The organism is Pedobacter sp. 22163 (assembly GCF_052045595.1).
Taxonomy (GTDB): Bacteria; Bacteroidota; Bacteroidia; order Sphingobacteriales; family Sphingobacteriaceae; genus Pedobacter.
On the sequence record NZ_JBQEPM010000001.1, the window covers coordinates 196,981 to 213,678 of the forward strand.

The 16,698-nt window shown below is 37.8% G+C and carries 21 protein-coding genes; 16 read left to right on the plus strand and 5 right to left on the minus strand.

Annotation, left to right across the window (positions count from 1 at the left end; translation table 11 throughout):
* Positions 1–5 precede the first annotated feature (5 nt).
* The 4 genes from ACTJKN_RS00825 (at position 6) to ACTJKN_RS00840 (ending at position 2,576) form a co-directional block, all read left to right on the plus strand.
* Positions 6–692, plus strand: coding sequence for an SIR2 family NAD-dependent protein deacylase (locus ACTJKN_RS00825; RefSeq protein WP_440821817.1), 687 nt, complete (start codon positions 6–8; stop codon positions 690–692).
* A complete protein-coding gene (locus tag ACTJKN_RS00830) occupies positions 682–1,407 on the plus strand; it encodes a diphthine--ammonia ligase (protein WP_440821819.1) in 726 nt (241 codons plus the stop codon). The genes ACTJKN_RS00825 and ACTJKN_RS00830 overlap by 11 nt, the downstream gene beginning before the upstream one ends.
* Before the next feature lie 130 nt (positions 1,408–1,537).
* Complete coding sequence (locus tag ACTJKN_RS00835; protein WP_440821821.1) at positions 1,538–2,032, plus strand: YMGG-like glycine zipper-containing protein; 495 nt, start codon at positions 1,538–1,540, stop codon at positions 2,030–2,032.
* Between the two features lie 208 nt (positions 2,033–2,240).
* On the plus strand, positions 2,241–2,576 hold the full coding sequence (locus tag ACTJKN_RS00840) for a Dabb family protein (RefSeq protein ID WP_440821823.1): 336 nt from the start codon (positions 2,241–2,243) through the stop codon (positions 2,574–2,576).
* Positions 2,577–3,086: 510 nt separating this feature from the next.
* On the opposite strand, the gene ACTJKN_RS00845 is transcribed toward ACTJKN_RS00840, so the two are convergent.
* Together ACTJKN_RS00845 and ACTJKN_RS00850 are read right to left on the minus strand one after the other, a co-directional pair.
* Positions 3,087–3,338, minus strand: coding sequence for a hypothetical protein (locus ACTJKN_RS00845; protein ID WP_440821825.1), 252 nt, complete (start codon positions 3,336–3,338; stop codon positions 3,087–3,089).
* 17 nt (positions 3,339–3,355) lie between these two features.
* Positions 3,356–4,045, minus strand: a complete 690-nt coding sequence (locus ACTJKN_RS00850; RefSeq protein WP_440821827.1) for a DUF3291 domain-containing protein — start codon at positions 4,043–4,045, stop codon at positions 3,356–3,358.
* Between the two features lie 125 nt (positions 4,046–4,170).
* Here ACTJKN_RS00850 and ACTJKN_RS00855 point away from each other — a divergent pair, with 125 nt between their 5' ends.
* The 8 genes from ACTJKN_RS00855 (at position 4,171) to ACTJKN_RS00890 (ending at position 10,463) form a co-directional block, all read left to right on the plus strand.
* A complete protein-coding gene (locus ACTJKN_RS00855) occupies positions 4,171–4,650 on the plus strand; it encodes a GAF domain-containing protein (protein ID WP_440821829.1) in 480 nt (159 codons plus the stop codon).
* Positions 4,651–4,663: 13 nt separating this feature from the next.
* The gene (locus ACTJKN_RS00860; RefSeq protein WP_440821831.1) at positions 4,664–5,269 is read left to right on the plus strand and encodes a DNA-3-methyladenine glycosylase; all 606 of its coding nucleotides are present in this window, start codon (positions 4,664–4,666) and stop codon (positions 5,267–5,269) included.
* 53 nt (positions 5,270–5,322) lie between these two features.
* Entirely contained in the window at positions 5,323–5,811 is a 489-nt protein-coding gene (locus tag ACTJKN_RS00865; RefSeq protein ID WP_440821833.1) for a pyridoxamine 5'-phosphate oxidase family protein, read from the plus strand.
* Between the two features lie 65 nt (positions 5,812–5,876).
* The gene (gene kynU, locus ACTJKN_RS00870) at positions 5,877–7,166 is read left to right on the plus strand and encodes a kynureninase (RefSeq protein ID WP_440821835.1); all 1,290 of its coding nucleotides are present in this window, start codon (positions 5,877–5,879) and stop codon (positions 7,164–7,166) included.
* Positions 7,167–7,202: 36 nt separating this feature from the next.
* Complete coding sequence (locus tag ACTJKN_RS00875) at positions 7,203–8,063, plus strand: bestrophin family protein (RefSeq protein WP_440821836.1); 861 nt, start codon at positions 7,203–7,205, stop codon at positions 8,061–8,063.
* Positions 8,063–8,965, plus strand: coding sequence for a histone deacetylase family protein (locus tag ACTJKN_RS00880; RefSeq protein WP_440821838.1), 903 nt, complete (start codon positions 8,063–8,065; stop codon positions 8,963–8,965). Before ACTJKN_RS00875 ends, ACTJKN_RS00880 begins: the two co-directional genes overlap by 1 nt.
* Positions 8,966–9,006: 41 nt before the next feature.
* Complete coding sequence (locus ACTJKN_RS00885; protein ID WP_440821840.1) at positions 9,007–9,690, plus strand: pseudouridine synthase; 684 nt, start codon at positions 9,007–9,009, stop codon at positions 9,688–9,690.
* Between the two features lie 38 nt (positions 9,691–9,728).
* On the plus strand, positions 9,729–10,463 hold the full coding sequence (locus ACTJKN_RS00890; protein ID WP_307529021.1) for a hypothetical protein: 735 nt from the start codon (positions 9,729–9,731) through the stop codon (positions 10,461–10,463).
* Positions 10,464–10,665: 202 nt separating this feature from the next.
* Here ACTJKN_RS00890 and ACTJKN_RS00895 read toward each other — a convergent pair whose 3' ends face one another.
* From ACTJKN_RS00895 to ACTJKN_RS00905, 3 genes are all read right to left on the minus strand, one after another.
* Positions 10,666–12,027 (minus strand): MATE family efflux transporter, encoded by a 1,362-nt coding sequence (locus tag ACTJKN_RS00895; RefSeq protein WP_440821842.1) that lies wholly within the window; start codon positions 12,025–12,027, stop codon positions 10,666–10,668.
* 227 nt (positions 12,028–12,254) lie between these two features.
* Positions 12,255–12,884: an AlbA family DNA-binding domain-containing protein gene (locus tag ACTJKN_RS00900; protein WP_440821844.1), complete on the minus strand. Its 630-nt coding sequence runs from the start codon at positions 12,882–12,884 to the stop codon at positions 12,255–12,257.
* Positions 12,885–12,895: 11 nt separating this feature from the next.
* Positions 12,896–13,381 (minus strand): DUF4442 domain-containing protein, encoded by a 486-nt coding sequence (locus ACTJKN_RS00905; RefSeq protein ID WP_440822991.1) that lies wholly within the window; start codon positions 13,379–13,381, stop codon positions 12,896–12,898.
* Positions 13,382–13,766: 385 nt separating this feature from the next.
* On the opposite strand from ACTJKN_RS00905, the gene ACTJKN_RS00910 reads away from it, so the two are divergent.
* The 4 genes from ACTJKN_RS00910 (at position 13,767) to ACTJKN_RS00925 (ending at position 16,677) form a co-directional block, all read left to right on the plus strand.
* Positions 13,767–13,988 (plus strand): coproporphyrinogen III oxidase, encoded by a 222-nt coding sequence (locus ACTJKN_RS00910; protein WP_440821846.1) that lies wholly within the window; start codon positions 13,767–13,769, stop codon positions 13,986–13,988.
* A gap of 102 nt (positions 13,989–14,090) precedes the next feature.
* A complete protein-coding gene (locus tag ACTJKN_RS00915) occupies positions 14,091–15,323 on the plus strand; it encodes an MFS transporter (protein ID WP_440821848.1) in 1,233 nt (410 codons plus the stop codon).
* 91 nt (positions 15,324–15,414) lie between these two features.
* Positions 15,415–16,329, plus strand: a complete 915-nt coding sequence (hemF, locus tag ACTJKN_RS00920) for an oxygen-dependent coproporphyrinogen oxidase (protein ID WP_440821850.1) — start codon at positions 15,415–15,417, stop codon at positions 16,327–16,329.
* Entirely contained in the window at positions 16,330–16,677 is a 348-nt protein-coding gene (locus ACTJKN_RS00925) for a hypothetical protein (protein ID WP_440821852.1), read from the plus strand.
* Positions 16,678–16,698 lie beyond the last annotated feature (21 nt).

Sequence of the window (16,698 nt, forward strand, 5' to 3'; positions counted from 1 at the left end):
CATATATGAAATTAGTTGTTTTAACGGGAGCAGGGATCAGTGCCGAAAGTGGGTTAAAAACATTTAGGGATTCTGATGGATTATGGGAGGGCTATAATGTTTACGATGTAGCTACCCCCGAGGCCTGGGAGAAAAATCCCGAATTGGTACAAGAATTTTATAATGAAAGAAGAAGGCAGGTTTTAGCCGCAAAACCCAATCTGGCTCACCAGATACTTGCCGAGCTTGAAAAAGACTTCGATGTTGAAATTATTACTCAAAACATTGATGATCTGCACGAAAGAGCAGGTTCTACCAAAGTTACCCATCTTCATGGCGTAATCACCAAATCTCAATCGGATAGAAAAGCTGATTTAACCTATCCTATCGTTGGTTCGGAAATTAAAATGGGCGAGCTTTGCGAACTGGGCGCTCAACTTCGGCCGCATGTAGTTTGGTTTGGCGAAGCTGTACCCATGATAGAAGTAGCCGCTAAACTCTGCAAACAGGCAGACTTGTTTGTACTAATCGGAACTTCATTGGCCGTTTATCCGGCAGCAGGCTTAATCGATTTTGTGCCTTCTTTTGTCGACAAATACATTATCGATCCCAAAACACCCGATGTAAAACGTTATAAAAACGTGATCAACATTGAGAAAAACGCTGTAGAAGGCATTACAGAATTAAAAGAAATATTAGCCAATGCCAGATAAAAAGCTTTGCATTTTTAATTGGAGCGGTGGTAAAGACAGTACATTAGCCTTACATTATGCACTACAAGATCCTACTATCGAAATCCGTTACCTGATTACTACTGTTACTGAAAAATACAACCGTATTTCGATGCATGGCGTTAGAGAAGCTTTACTGATTAAACAGGCCGAAAGCATCGGTATTCCATTGTATCAGATCCGTTTGGGCGAAATGCCAGATATGGAAACCTACGATAGTACTATGAAGCATCATCTTTCTAAATTTAAGGAGGAGGGTATTACCCATTCTATTTTCGGTGATATCTTTTTAGAGGATTTGCGCATATATCGCGAAAACAAATTAGCAGAAATTGGGCTTAAGGCTATTTTCCCACTTTGGAAAAAAGATACAAAACATTTAATTGAAGAATTCCTAAACCTGAACTATAAAACCATCATTGTTTGCACACAGCAAAATCTCGAAAATTTTTGTGGAAAAGTAATCAGCCTTGATTTAATCAAGCAACTTCCGGCAGATATCGATCCCTGTGGCGAAAACGGAGAGTTTCATACCTTTGCTTTTGAAGGACCAATTTTCAAGGACAAAGTCACTTTCACCACTGGAGAGAAGGTATTCAGAACTTATAATACTCCAAGTAAAACAACAGATAATGAGAATTCACCTTGTTCAACAACGGCACTTTCTGGCTTCTGGTATATAGATTTATTGGAATAATTTTTCTTTTCAAAACATTTTGGCATCATTTTTTCTTTAGTATGGGTAATTAACTAAATTACACAACACATTGAAACCTGTTTAGCGAGGTTAGGTAGCTAAACAAGCGTCATATTAAAAATTAAGAGTTATGAAAAAGATATTGGTAGTAATCGCATTAAGTTCATCAGTTTTATTTGCTTGTAATAATAAGGCAAAAGAAGAAGCAGCATTAAAACAACAACAGGCCGAAAAACAATTGGCAATTAAAGCAGTTAAGGATAGTTTAAGATTAGATAGCTTTAAAAAAGCCGAAGTGGCCAAAGTAGAACAGGAAAAAGAAGCTAAACACCAGGCAGAATTAGCTGCAGCAAGAAGAGCAAGCTCATCTAGATCTTATGCAAGCTCAGGTGGAGGTTCTAGCAGTGCTTACGGTGGCACACAACCAACAGCTAAGAAAAAAGGCTGGAGCGATGCCGCTAAAGGTGCAGTTATCGGTGGCGCAGCAGGAGCTGTTGGTGGGGCTTTAATTGACAAGAAAAAAGGTAGAGGTGCTATCATCGGTGGATTGGTTGGAGCTGGTGGCGGTTATTTAATCGGTAGAGGTGAAGACAGAAAATCTGGCCGTGTGCAACCTAAAAACTAAAATTTTTTTTAAAGATATATGAAGTCCCGATTTACATCGGGACTTTTTTTTGTTTTACCTGTTGTCCCTGGTCGTCATGCTGAATTTATTTCAGCATCTTTCTAATCATTAAATACATTCAAGAAAAATTGTATATACAGTATAAAATTCGATTGTATTTTTTGTGCTTAATATAAAATGATCGATATATTTAACAAAAAAAAGAACCATGATAGAAATCCAAACCGCAGATAAAGGACAGATCCAACACTTCGTAATGTTCTGGTTAAAACCTCAACTGACTAAAACCGAGATCACAGATTTCGCTAACTTCTTCGAAAGTTTAAAACCTATAAAATACATTAAAACGTTAACTTATGGTTTAGCAGCTGGTACACCTGTACGCCCTGTTACTGATAACTCTTTTACCTATTCGTTAACCATTACCTTTGCCAACATTGCAGACCATAATGCTTACCAGGAAGATAAAGTACATTTAGATGCTGTAGAAAAATTCTCTAAAAACTGGTATAGAGTAGTGGTGCACGATACCATAATTTCTTAATAAGTTTTAGCCACAGAAACGCCGAGCATACGGAACATTCTGCGACGCGTCATTCTGAACTTGTTTCAGGATCTTTCCACCCTTAACCATAGGTGCGCACAGATGAATTCATATTTTCATTGATGCGCATTTTTTATTAAAGATTCATCTACGAAGGGATCAATCCCAAGATCCGTCATTTCGAGCGCAGCCGAGAAATCTATTTTAAGTTAAGTAACCTGGAAGAGGTTTGTCACCATGAATTTACTTCAGGGTTACAAAACAATAGATATTTGTTCATTATAGGATGAAGAAAGTCCAAACCTCCCATTTATTTGGCAAAATAAGCATATAAAATTATATTTTGCTATTATACATAAAAATCAATATACCAATTAGTTATATAGATTAATTTAAACAAACACTATTCACTGGAGGTGCTTTTCTTTCTAAAAACAATCAAATATTCAAAATATTATTTTAAACAAACAAATAATGCACTAAAAATCAATTAGTTACACCAAAAAACAACTAGTATTGATGCCTGTTATAGGCCGTTGTAAAATCAGAACGCATTAGCTTAAATCGGGCCACAACGGTTTGAATAAATTCTTCATCAATAATTTCAAACACATCATTAACACCACCTCCACTCAGATCAAGTTCAGCAAGTTTATAACTTTGCTCAAAGGTACCCTGCTCAAATTTTACAATGTATTTTTGATTCATCGAAAAAATGGTGATCTTACATTCCGGATGTGGAAGTTCTGCTACTATTCTCATTTATTTTAAATTTTTATTTACAATTCAACAGATACACCATTAAGCGCGCCCCAGCTATCTACAATCGAGAAACGGGCAAACAACTCTTCCCTGTACCATTCACGCTCCCTGGTAAGCTTAATCACATCTGAATGATCAAAAGATCTATAAGCATAGTTTTTCATACTATCCGCATCGGCCCAGATCGAAAAGGTAGCCTGATCGAAAAATGGATTTTCGCCAATACCTGCCGACAAGATAAATCCTGGGGCAGTTCGCATGGCATCAGCTGCTCTTTTAATATTCTGTCTAAACTCTTTCAACTTATTAAACTTAATCGCTGCCCTTGTAATTACAGCAATCTTACCAGAATGGGTATTATTGATTTTATCAACCTTAAATGGCTCAACAGATGACCATAAGCCATGACTAGATAAAGGGTTTAATAAGATAGTAAAACTTTCAATCCCAAAGAAACCAAACCATTTAAGCACAAAAGAACGACGATAAAAATCATCACAATCACTCCGGTTATCCCAGGTAGTAAGCACAGCCCAATGCTTATAGTCAGGAGCTAAATCTACCTGAGCATCTTTTCCACTTCCCATTAACTTCCAGAACCCGCACCTCTTATTCAACCACAATGGCAACCGTAAAACAGCCATCCCCATAAAAGCGAAAGGAACGGTAAGGCCACGGAATTTGGTAATGGTTAAGGCTACGATCATAAACTTACGATTAATGAAGCCAAAACTAATGATTGAATAGGTTATCATTCAAATTTTCGTCATTAAAATTCACTATTATCTTACATCTCACAAATCATAACTAACTTTGATCATAGAAATAAAAAATGGCAGAAGACTTAACCATCACCAGAAATACCTCAAAGGAAGAGCAATATCAATCGATCATCCCCCAGATAGACGCTTTACTTTACGGCGAAACCGATTTTATTGCAAACCTCGCAAATGTTGCTGCAGCACTTAAAGAGCAGTTTAATTGGTTTTGGGTAGGCTTTTACCTGGTGAAACAAGATGAATTGGTATTAGGCCCATTTCAAGGACCGGTAGCCTGTACGCGGATTAAAAAAGGGAAAGGAGTATGTGGCGCCTCATGGCAACAGGCAGAAACCATTATCGTTCCTGACGTTGAAGAATTCCCTGGTCACATTGCCTGCGCATCTGCTTCTAGATCAGAAATTGTTTTACCGTTGATTGTTAATGGTGAAGTAATAGGTGTCCTAGATGTAGATAGCGAAGTATTAAATAAATTTGATGAAACAGATAAAATTTATTTAGAGCAAGTTATATCAATTTTACTAAACAGATAGTTAAGATAAGAAATTGAAACTAACAGAAGAATATTATTTAAATGAAGACGTGGTTAGTCTAGCTAAAGATCTGCTAGGCAAAATACTCTATACCAGAATTGATAATGAAATCACCGCAGGCATCATCGTCGAAACCGAAGCTTATTTTGGCATAAAAGATAAAGCTTCGCATGCTTACGGCGGCCGCAGAACCAACCGAACAGAAACGATGTATAGTAATGGAGGCATTGCCTATGTATACCTTTGTTATGGTATGCACAACCTCTTCAATATCGTAAGCTCGAAAGAAAACGACCCACATGCTGTTTTAATTAGAGGCATAGAACCTTTGGTTGGCATCGACATTATTGAGCAACGTAGAAATATGCCGCATACGAAGGGTGCTATTTCTGCCGGCCCAGGCTCTGCTGCAAAAGCACTTGGAATAGATAAAACTTTTAATGCCAAAAATCTAACCGGAGATGAAATCTGGATCGAAGACCATGCTATCCGTTATCAGGATGAAGAAATAGCCGCTGCGCCCCGCGTAGGTATTGCATACGCAAAAGAACATGCTTTATTACCGTGGCGGTTCTTTTTAAAAGGTAACAAATACGTCAGCAAACCAAATAAGGTTTAATTTAAAAAAACCTTTTAACGTACGACCTGTTTTTCTTTCATATATCGAAAATTATGAAAAACGAGAAAAACATAGCAATATTAAAAGAAATGGCTGAAAGCGTACGCACCTGTATGTTTACGACATTTTCTACTGGAGATGAATTCGGAAGCAGACCGATGGCTACTGCAAAAATTGAAGAAGATGGCAGCTTATGGTTTTACACCAACGAGTATTCACTAAAATCGAAAGAAATTTCAAAAGAAAACAATGTATTGCTTGCTTATAGCGATCCATCTAAGAACACCTACCTAACTGTAAAGGGTAGCGCTGAACTGGTGGATGATAAAGTACGTAAAGAAGCTTATTTCTCTCCATTTATCAAAGCCTGGTTTCCAGATGGGATTGAAGACCCCAGGTTAATTTTAATAAAAGTAACACCAGAAGAAGCAGAATACTGGGATGCCTCAGCATCCAAAATAGTGGTGTTATTCAGTATGTTAAAAGCCGCGGTAACCGGCAGCACACCAGATTTAGGTAAACACGATTCCATAAAATTTTAATTTCATTACACAAATTGAAAAGCAGGTTTGGAAACAATACCTGCTTTTTTTGTAATATTGGGGCAATGAATTTTGAAAACAACTTATTATTTGCACAAACACAAGACGAAACCGACCAACTACGTGATTTCAGGTCTCAGTTCTTATTCCCTAGCCAGAACGGAAAAGATTTTATTTACCTGTGCGGCAATTCGTTAGGACTACAACCTAAAGTTGCCAGTGAAGTTTTAAAAGGCCAGCTTAACAACTGGGCCAACTATGCAGTAGAGGGCTGGTTCGACGGAAACGAACCCTGGATGTTCTACCATAAGGCACTTAAAAAGTTAATGGCTCCGATTGTTGGCGCATTACCGTCTGAGGTATGTCCGATGAATACCTTAACCGTAAACCTTCATTTGTTAATGGTTAGCTTCTATCAGCCCAAAGGTAAACGCTTTAAAATCATTATGGAAGGCGGTGCATTCCCATCCGATCAGTACGCAATAGAAAGCCAGGTAAGGTTTCACGGTTTCGACCCAAAAGAAGCGATTATAGAGGTTTTTCCTAAAGAAGGCGAGGAAATACTCCGTACCGAAGATATCACAGCTAAAATCAAAGAAAATGCAGATGAAATCGCTTTGGTTTTATTTGGTGGGATAAATTATTACACGGGACAATGGTACGATATGGAAACCATTACAAAGGCAGGGCATGAAGTCGGGGCAATTGTAGGCTGGGATCTGGCGCATGCCGCAGGTAACGTTCCTGTAAAGCTTCACGATTGGGATGTTGATTTTGCCTGCTGGTGCTCATACAAATATCAAAATTCAGGTCCGGGGGGAATAAGCGGAATTTTTGTTCACGAAAAACACTTCAGCAATACCGAATTGAACCGCTTTGCAGGATGGTGGGGTTATCAAGAAAGTAAACGTTTTAAAATGGAAAAAGGCTTTATTCCAGAAGCTGGGGCAGACGGCTGGCAGGTAAGCTGTACACAGGTAATGCCAATGGCTTTATACCATGCTTCGCTTCAGATTTTCGAACATGCTGGCTTCATTGAACCATTAAGAAATAAAAGTATTACTTTAACTGCATATCTTGAATTTATTATTAATGAAGTAAATAAAGCGCTGGGTGTGGAGCAATATAAAATCATCACACCTAAGCCGGTTAAAGACAGGGGAGCGCAATTGTCCATTATCGCGCAACATAATGGTAAACAGATTTTTGATGGATTAATGGCTAACTACGTACTTGGCGATTGGCGCGAACCTGATGTGATCCGCTTAAGTGCAGTCCCACTTTATAACACTTTCGAAGATGTTTATTTGGCTGGACAAGCACTTTTAAAAGTAAGTAAAGCCGTTTTACGATAAAAAAGAACAAAGGCTTATTAAATAAAAAGCAAGAAGATGATCAATTACAACCCTAAAGATTGGAGTACCTTCATTTTTCATATCCACAAAAGTGATACCTTTAGAAAACTATGGCCGTTAATGCTTGCGGTAGCTATTTTTTCGGGTTTGGTGGCATTTGCAGAACTCAATTTTTTTCAACTTTCTAAAAGCAGCTATGTGACCAATATCGGTATGATGCACAGTTTATTGGGCTTTGTATTATCCATGTTATTGGTTTTCAGAACAAATACAGCGTACGACAGGTGGTGGGAAGGAAGGAAGTTGTTGGGATCTTTAACCAACGTGAGCCGCAACCTTGCCTTGAAAATAAAAGCACTTAAATTAACAGAAGAAGATGTCCGTTTTTTCGAATACGGCATTCCCAAATATGCTTTTGCCTTAAAAGAACATTTGCGCGAAAGAATGTATTTTGGCAAAAATAGTCTTTTAATAGAGGTTGAAGAAGGTAAACACATACCAAACCAGATTGCAGGAAGCTTAATTAACAGGTTATACGAACTACTCGAAAAAGGCGCTATTTCGCAGGAACAATTTATCGTACTTTCTAGCGATTTTAATCAATTTACCGATATCTGTGGTGCTTGCGAACGCATTAAAAACACACCGATCCCATATTCTTACAGTGCTTTTATCAAGAAGTTTATCTTTATTTACGTAATTACTTTACCTTTTGGGTGGGTATTCAGTTTAGGTTATTTTGTGGTGCCAATTGTTCCCTTTATTCTCTATGTATTAGCGAGTTTGGAGTTGATAGCTGAAGAAATAGAAAACCCATTTGGAGAAGATGCGAACGACCTTCCTGTGGATCAGATCTGCACGAACATCGAAAAACACGTGGAGGAAATTTTAGGCTAATGATTAAGATTGCCTGGCATCCACTCTATGCACACCCTTTACCCGAAGGGCACCGTTTTCCGATGCTGAAATATGAGTTGATACCCGAACAACTTTTGCATGAAGGGACTATAGCACAACAGAATTTATTTAGTCCAGAACCCGTTTCGGAAGATATTATACTCCTGACTCACGAAAAAACATATTGGGAACAGCTTAGAGATTTAACACTTTCAGCGAAAGACCAAAGAAGGATAGGTTTCCCCTTAAACGCGCAGCTATTAGCGCGCGAACTGCGAATTACCCAAGGCACAATCGATGCGGCCCATTCCGCAATGAGTAACGGAATTGCCTTTAATGTTGCAGGTGGCACCCATCATGCAGGCAGCAATTGGGGCGAAGGATTTTGTTTATTAAACGATCAGGCTGTTGCTGCTAATTATCTGTTAAATAAAAAATTAGCTAATCGGATCTTAATTATCGATTTAGATGTACATCAGGGAAATGGTACAGCAGAAATCTTTCGAAATGAGCAGAGGGTATTCACTTTTTCGATGCATGGCGATAAAAATTTCCCTTTCAGAAAAGAAATTTCAAGCCTGGATGTTCCTTTAGCTGATGGTGTGCAGGATGAGGAATATCTGTCAGCTTTAAATGTCAATTTAAAAAAGGCATTCGAAAGGGCCAAACCTGATTTTGTATTTTATTTATCGGGGGTTGATGTGCTTGCTACCGATAAGCTTGGCAAACTGGCATTAAGCAAAGTTGCATGTAAAGAACGCGACAGAATAGTGCTACAGGCCTGTAAAGATAAAAATCTCGCAGTACAGGTGAGTATGGGTGGCGGTTACTCCATCGATATCAGAGATATTGTAGAGGCACACTGCAACACCTACCGCATGGCCTTTGATTTATTTGGATAAGCGCATCCACAAAACCATAATATCCTTATCTTCGCGGCCATATGTTGGAGATTATTTATCAGGACGAAAATCTAATTGCAATTAACAAACCCCATGGATTATTGGTTCATCAATCTTCCATTGCAAGAGATGCCACGGAGTTCGCACTTCAGTTACTCAGAGATCAGGTAGGCAAACATGTTAGTCCGGTACATAGGCTAGACAGGAAGACAAGCGGAATCTTATTATTTTCTTTCGACAAAGTATCTGAAATCGCTATGCATCAACAATTTATGAATGCAGAAACCGATAAAAAATACCTGGCTATCTTGCGTGGTTTTACACCTGATACAATGGACATTGATTATCCATTAGCCAAAGAGAACGGAACGATGCAGGATGCTTTCACTTCGTTTAGAACACTGCAAAGGGCAGAGGTAGCCGTAGCTTTCGGTAAACATCCAACCTCACGGTATTCATTGGTAGAAGCCACACCTAAAACAGGAAGAATGCATCAGCTGAGAAGACACTTTAGCCATATCCTACATCCAATTATTGGCGATAGAACACATGGCTGCAACAAACAAAACAAATTCTTTAAAGCGCAATGGGATATGACCACCATGTTGCTCCATGCTTCTGAGTTAGCATTTACTCATCCCATTACAAAAGAAAAAATCCATTTAAAAGCCGGTTTACATAATGAGTTTAAAAGAGTGATGGATTTTATGAAAATGGAACCTTAGCACAATTTTTGCCATCAAAATCTGTTTATATAGCATCTATGATTAAATACTTACGTTTTACACTTCCAGTTTTAGCGCTTTTCGCAGCCAGTTGTTCTTCCGTTTATATGCCAAACGTACCAAATACCCCCATGTTAAGTAAACAGGGCGAATTTAGTGGCGGCGCGCACATCTCATTAAAAGGCAATGCCAGTGTTAATGGTGCTTATGCCGTTTCTGATCATATTGGTGTGCTTTTTAGTGGTTCGAGAATGAATAGTGAAAGAAAAAGCAAAGATTTCGGGCATAAACTTATTGAAATTGGAGGAGGATACTTTGATACTTTTGGTCCGGATAACAACCGGATTATTGAAATTTATGCAGGCGTAGGGAAGGGCTGGAGTGATATTACCTTCCGCGATTATAAAAACGACATCCTCATCAGCAGCGAATTGCAGGAAGTAGATTACAGGAAAACATTTTTACAGGTTAATTACAGTTCGAAAAAGAAAAACAACCTGCGGTTATTTGGAACAGATTTCCCGATTAACTATGGTACAGCATTAAGGATTAGCCATATTAAAATGGATAGGTTCTTTTTAAACGGCGTTGTTCAACCAAAAGAAGACAACATCTTCTTTGAACCGGTTTTCTTTACGCGTATGGCGCTCAGCAAAACTTTTCAGCTACAATATACCACTAGCAGTAATATTGGCTTAAAAAACCGAAAATACATGTCTGCGGGTAATTCTATCTTCACCATTGGTGTTGTGGTTAATGTTGGGGGTAAATAAAGAATACGTCATTCTGAATGTTGCAAAGAAAAGATTAGTAAAGGCTCTTTGACAGACTGCAACTTACGGATTACAAAGAACGATCGTCTTTCCCGCGCAGGCGGGAATCTTAAAGCTTATGGCATTACGATTCCCAATCAAGTTAGGAATGACGATCCTTCGAACATTATCATTTCTTAAAATCCCTTTGTCATTAATCAAATTAAAGACCTACCTTCAGCGACCTAGTTTTATTCTGAAAACGCATAAACAATAGGATAGAAGCCGTTAATAAACCCAGGGTTAATCCATACCAAATGCCATTAACACCTAAGTTGAAATGAAAACCTAATACATAACCAATTGGAATACCAACTACCCAATAGGCTAAAAAGGTAATAAATGTGGGTATATTAACATCACCAACACCACGTAAAACACCTAAGCCAACCACCTGTGTGCCATCAAATAGCTGAAAAAAGCCAGCAATAATCAATAATTGGGCAGCAATGGGAATAACAGCGGCATCTTCCGTATAAATGAAGGGCATCATATTATTAGCCAAAACGAAAATCACTGCGGTAACAGACATAAATAACAAAATAACATGGTAACTGGCTATGGCAGATTTACGTAAATCGTCGAAATTTTTCTTACCGAAGTTATTTCCTGTCTTAATGGTGGCTGCAGAAGCTACACCACTGGCAATCATATAGGTCATGGCGGCCAAACTAATCGCGATCTGATGCGCAGCCTGCTCTACCGCTCCAATTGTACCGATAAGAACAGCAGCGCCGCTAAAAGCACTGATTTCGAATGAATATTGCATGGCAACTGGCATCCCAATTTTAGCAATCTTAATCGCTCTTATTTTATCAAAAAACGTGGCTTTAAAACTGATCAGGTATTTTTTGAAATGCTGAGAACGCAATACATAAAAACACATTACGGTAGCCATTAAAATTCTGTCAATTAAAGTACTTAACCCCACACCACTAACACCCATCGATTTAATACCGAACATTCCTTTCACGAAAATGATTCCTAAAATGATGTTGATGGCATTTCCCCATATAGAAACAAACATGGCCTGTTTGGTAAATCCTAAACCTTCAGCAAACTGCTTAAAAGTCTGAAAAATCAATAAAGGTATAATTGAAACAGATAAAAGATCTAAATAAGGTTTTGCATAACGTACTACTTCGGGTGTTTGCTCGAGGTGGTCGATCAAAAAAAAGATACCCAATTGGACCAGTACATATAAAAATATACCGACACAGATATTAATAATTAAACTATTTGATAAGAGCTTTCCGCATTCATCATAATTCTGACGACCGTTTTCCTGTGCAATAAGTGGCGTTAAACCATAGGAAATACCCAGCCCAATTACCAGGATAAGCATAAATATACTGTTCACTAACGAAACAGCAGCCAATTGAATGGTATCTGTAAAATGGCCTACAATAATACTATCGGCCATGTGTACCAAAGTATGACCAACCTGAGAACCTACAATTGGCAGTGCCAGATGAAGATTTTCTTTGTAATAGGGCTTATATTTGGTGTAAATTTTAGAAAACATAGGGTTGCAAAGGTCGCGTTTTTAAACCTTAAAAAGTAGGTGTGTAGAAAAGTTAATGTTCGGTTTTAAAAAGGCGATCGTCATGCTGAATTTATTTTACAAGTAGATTTAGTGTTTTCAATCGCCTTGTAGCTACTACGTGGTCAGCATCTTTCTTGTTAGTTTTTATATAATTAAAAATAGATTCTGGAACAAGTTCAGGATGACAACCATCGAGAAAAAGCACCTTATCTCACCACCGTAAAATATTCTTCTTTTTCTGAAGTATGCGATTTGATGACGTTGGTCAGAATTAAATTAACCAGGACTTTTTGTGCCTTACGGTAAGAACTGCGCAACAGTTTACTAAACTCTTTCAGCGTAATCTTTTCATTCTCTTCCAGGTATTCGAGCAGTTTTTTCTCGTTTTCAGAGTAAGAGATCAACACACCATTATTTTTATACTCTTGTTTGAGTACTTCAAGAATAATGCGACTGGCGAGAACACTTTTATCGTCTATACGGATATAAGCCCACCATTTTTTTTGATCATCGAGTGCATAATGTGGCTTAGTGTCGCTTTCAGGAATGTCAACTACCAATACCAATTTATCATCAACATAAATTTCTTCGAAGTGAGGCTCAATTGCAGGTTTGCAGAACTGATGCGCAGAAGTTAGGATCATATATTTCTCTTCTTCTTCAGATTTTACCCCCTTGATAGATCCATCATCAGCTACACCAATCAATAGTTTACCACCTTTGTTATTGGCAAAAGCAACCAGGCTCTTGGCAATTTTCTCGGTACTGGTAATGGTTTTCTTAAAATCGAGCATAACGCCTTCGCCCTGCAAAATTAAACTCTTAATACTCGGCATAATCTAAAAAATTAGTAAGCAACTCTAGCGGTTTCACCCTGATGCAGGTTTCGGATATATACTTCATTCATTACAGTAGCACACAGCTCACCATCCTTATTGGTAATTTCCATCGGGTAGGCTTTTACAAACTTTCCAATGGTTTTTAGTGCGTGTTCTGCTTCGTTCAACATCTCATCAGTTACGGTTATGGTAAAGTATAATGTAGAACGACCAGGTTTTAAATATTGTATAGAGGCACTCTTTAACCAAACACGAACTTTAAAGCCCCGGCGCTGCATCAACTGATCGAACAACAAGGCATAAAACGGATCTGTAGCTGCATAAATTGTACCACCAAAAATAGAACCGTTATAATTTTTATTCAAAAAGCTCTTGCTCAGCTTAACCGTACAACTTCTAAATTCATTTTCAAATTTCTGAACCCAAATGCGTTGAAAAAATAGGGGTGGGTAAAAACGCATTACCCATTTCAGGGTGTTTTGAGAAATAATCATATTCACTAATATCAGAAAGTTTTATCACCTTTTAAAGTTTTGAAGATCTTGTTTTAGTAATATTTCGGTAATTTAGAATTATGCATGTTTATGATACCATTACCGACGCTTTAACAGATTTGCATAGTCGTGCTCGGTTGTTTAAGCCATTTCATCAAATGCAGGAAATTAAAGGGAGTATTGGTAGATGGTTACAGTGAATATGCTGAAAATATATCACCACAATTGCTGAATAAGTTAAAGATCCATCATAAATAATGCGTTTATTTCATTTCGCAATACACTAATAATCAGAACGATCGATAAAAAATAAACGATATGAAATAAAAAAAATTAAAACCAAATGATTACAAGGTTGTTAGGTTGATAGATAACAATAAAAACTATGAAAAAAATAATCTTAAGTCTTGCTTTTGCGGGTTCTCTTATGATAGCCACATCAGCATGCAATTCGTCTAAAAATATGGCTGGTTCTTCAGACAGTACTGCGACGGATTCTACAAAAGTAATGGATACAACTAAGACGATGCCAGACACAACATCAAAAAAAATGCCTGACACCACCAAAATGCCACCTGATACCACGAAAAAAAATCCTCCAATGTAGGAATGTAAAAGCCACTCTTGTTTTAGAGTGGCTTTTATTTTAAAAATCTATTTTAAATATTTGTGTTATTGCGTACTTTCAGCATTTAAACCAAATAATTAAATGGATCTTCAAGCAAAAGCAAACAACCGTAATGTAATTTTCTTAGTTATTGTAGCTGCTCTGGGTTACTTCGTAGACATTTACGATCTTGTTCTATTCTCTGTTGTTCGTGTTCAAAGTTTAACTGAAATTGGCGTTTCCCAAGCAGACATGCAATCTGACGGCTTCCTGATCATCAATTCTCAAATGTTTGGATTACTTCTAGGGGGAATTTTATGGGGCGTGCTGGGCGATAAACTTGGAAGGATCAAAGTTCTTTTTGGTTCAATCCTTTTATATTCACTGGCCAATATTGCCAATGGCTTTGTTACATCTGTTAACAGTTACGCCATCATCAGGTTTATTGCCGGTATAGGTTTGGCTGGAGAACTTGGTGCGGGGATTACTTTGGTTGCTGAAACCATGGATAAAGAAAAACGCGGTTATGGAACCATGATTGTTGGTGCTGTAGGTTTATTAGGTGCAGCTGTTGCGGCAACTGTAGCGGCCGAATTTACCTGGCAAACTTCGTACTTTGTAGGTGGCGGAATGGGTCTGGTGCTACTTTTATTACGTGTCGGCACTTTCGAATCGGGCATGTTTAAACACGCCGCTAACCAGACAGAAGTATCGAAAGGAAATATCTTTATGCTGTTTAACAACCGGAAACGTTTTTCGAAATATCTCTATTGTATCTTAATCGGTATTCCATTATGGTTTGTAGTGGGAATCCTGGTTACCTTAGCGCCAGAATTTGGCAAAGCTTTAGGTGCAACAGAACCACTAAAAGCTGGCACCGGCATTATGTTTACCTATTTTGGAATTGCAATAGGCGATGTGGTTACAGGTCTACTCTCTCAGGTATTAAAGTCGAGAAAAAAAACAGTCTTTATCTTCCATTTGCTTTCTGTTGCGAGTGTGGTTGTTTATTTAACCAGTTTCGGCTTAACAAGTAGCAATTTTATCTGGATCTGCTTGTTTATGGGCTTCTCTGTAGGTTATTGGGCCACATTTGTTACCATTGCATCAGAACAATTCGGCACAAACATAAGGGCAACTGTAACTACAACTGCACCTAATTTTGTAAGAGGTGCATTAATCCCTATTACATTCTTATTCGAATTTTTAACCCATAAATACGGATTAATTACTGCCGGATATTTAGTGATGGGAATCTTAACCCTGATTGCGATGTTTGGTTTGAGCCAATTAAAAGAAAGTTTCAACAAAGATTTAGATTATTTAGAAGAGTAATAATCTCTCGGCTTCTGACTAAATACAATGTCAATAAAATGTACTATCTAAACATAAATCAATATAGCTGCTTTAATAGCTTTAAATTTGTATGGAAATAGAAAGAGCCATCATGTTTAAAGAAGAAGTAGCAGAACGGTATAAGCAAATTCAGGATGAAATTTGCAGGGGATTGGAAATTGCCGATGGCAAAGGTAAATTTGAAGAGGAACTTTGGGAAAGAAACGGTGGGGGAGGCGGACGCACCCGGATTATGCAAAATGGTGCAATTATCGAAAAAGGTGGTGTAAATTTCTCTGCAGTACATGGTAAATTGCCCGAAGCCGTAAAAAAAGCCTTTAATGTAAGTGAAGATGATTTTTTTGCTACCGGAGTTTCCATTGTGATTCACCCAAATCATCCCTTGGTTCCAATTATCCACATGAATATCCGTTATTTCGAGCTCAATGAAGAAACACGCTGGTTTGGAGGTGGCATCGATTTAACACCACATTATGTATTCGAAAACGATGCCCGTTTTTTTCACCATAAATTAAAACAGGCTTGCGACGACTTCAGCGCTGAATTTTATCCAAAATTTAAAACACACGCCGATGATTATTTCTTTATTAAACACCGTGAAGAAACTCGTGGTATTGGCGGTATTTTTTACGATCGGTTGAAACCTGAAAACACCAATTTAACATGGGAGCAAATTTTAGATTTTTCTATTAATGTTGGCGAAACATTCTTACCGATTTACACCGAACTAATTGATAGGAACCGCGATAAAGACTTTACAGAAGCCCAGAAACAATGGCAATATCAGCGCCGTAGTCGTTATGTAGAATTTAATTTGGTTTACGACTCTGGAACAAAATTTGGCTTAGAAACCAACGGCCGGATAGAATCTATTTTAATGAGCTTACCACCTCAGGCTAACTGGGGCTATAATGTTCAGCCAGAAATTAATTCTGACGAATACAACACTCAACAGCTACTAAAAAAAGGAATTAACTGGATCTAAATGACCGAATTAAAAGAATTTGAGCGTCTGCTAATAAAAACGATAATAAAGTCTCATTTAGAAAAATTCAATTACTTGTCCAAGCATTTAGACTTCATAAGAGTCGAAAGTACCAGATCAACAGATACAGCTTTATACATCAACTTTGGGTATGTAAAGGAATTTCAACAAGAAGAAGAATTTGAAAACGGTTTACTCAGTGCTGAAGCAAAATTAAGAGATCCTAACCTGAAAAATGAATTGACTTATTGCTTGGATGTAACAAACAGTAAAATAGATTCTCTGGAAATTTTAACCAATGAAAAAGAAAATTGGGACGGTAATTTAGAGAATTGCAGTTTAAATTAATTTCGGGTTTATTTTCGATGA